The following is a 1378-nucleotide window of genomic DNA, read 5'->3' on the forward strand; positions in this document are numbered from 1 at the left end:
CCCCCTATGTGATCGAGCAGTTCCAGCCGGAACAGATGATGGTGATGACCCGCAGCGCAGCGGGTGTCCTCACCGGATCGAATATCKAGCTTCCCCAAAACCTGAAGCTGAAGACATTCCGCGATGGTTTTCGTACACGCTTTTGCGAGGCTCTTCTTGCCCGTCGCGTCATCGTCGTCGAAGGCAAGACCGAACTCGTTGCCTACAGCGCGGTCGCCCGTCGAGCCGCAGAACTTGCGCCAGCACACTACCAGCGGCTCGATTCACTCGGATGGGTTCCATTCGACGCCGGCGGACAGACAGCGGTCGCTTCGTTCGCCACGTTCTTTCGCAGCCTCGGAAAAACCGTCGCCACGATTTTCGATCAACAGGCCGACGCCGAGCGACAGGCGATCGTCGCCTCCTGTGACTCTACTTTCGAACAGCCCTATGCCGGCTTCGAACACCTGCTTGCCGCCGAGGTGTCGGTTGCGATGCAAGCCTGGTTCGTGCGCTTCTTCGTCGACGTAGGAGAATGGCCGCAGGCTCTGAATAATCTCGTGCCGCCGCAAGGCTCGCCAGACGAGACTTACCGCCCTGCCTTTGTGGCTTTGTTCAAGCATAAGAAGGGCGACGATTATCTCACCGTTTTCCTGGAACAATGCCAAGTTGGGCATTTTCCGCAGACCATGTTGGGCATCATCAGCGCCCTCAAGAACTTGGCCGCGCCACCACCACCGCCGCCAGCACAACCCAATATCTTCGAGTGATCGCAATGGCGTTGGTCCTATGCGAACACAGACAACGTCTGCTCCGCACAGACGGCAATATCCTTGTTCGGGGCGGCGCCGGGTCAGGCAAGACCACCATCGCGCTTGCAAAGGCGTGTGCCGATCTCGATGCAGCGCGGCTGGGCCCGCTGGGTAAGGCGCTGTTCCTCAGTTTCGCACGGGCGACTGTGGCGCGCGTCGCTGAACAGGCGACCGCCACGCTGCCTCGTGCACTGATGTCTCGCATCGAGATCAACACCTATCACGGCTTCGCCTGGACGATATTGAAGAGCCACGGCTACCTCATCTGCGCCAAACAAGGGGTGACTCTGCTTTTGCCCGCGCAGGCCCGKGCGCATCTTGCAGGTCTCGATGGGGACGCTCGATCGGCCCGGCAACGAGAGCTGTTCGACACGGAAGGCTTGATCGCCTTCGATCTTTTTCCGACCTTATTGACCGAGCTCTTCCGAGCAGCCCCGATGCTCGCGAGGGCCTATGCCAGGGCCTATCCGCTGATCATCGTCGACGAGTTTCAGGACACGAATACCGAAGAATGGCAGATGATCAGCCAGCTCGGGCAGCATAGTCGCCTTATCGCGCTGGGCGATMCAAAGCAGAGGATATATGAC

2 protein-coding genes are annotated in these 1378 nt (G+C 59.6%); both read left to right on the forward strand.

Annotation, left to right across the window (positions count from 1 at the left end; genetic code table 11):
• On the forward strand, positions 1-749 hold a 749-nt coding region (locus QD357_RS32275), incomplete at its 5' end, for a TOPRIM nucleotidyl transferase/hydrolase domain-containing protein (RefSeq protein ID WP_414126076.1).
• Between the two features lie 5 nt (positions 750-754).
• A partial coding sequence (locus QD357_RS32280) for a UvrD-helicase domain-containing protein (RefSeq protein ID WP_414126077.1) occupies positions 755-1378 on the forward strand: 624 nt, incomplete at its 3' end.

The sequence above is a fragment of the Rhizobium sp. BR 317 genome, from assembly GCF_047445835.1.
GTDB classification, from domain to species: Bacteria; Pseudomonadota; Alphaproteobacteria; order Rhizobiales; family Rhizobiaceae; genus Rhizobium; species Rhizobium paranaense.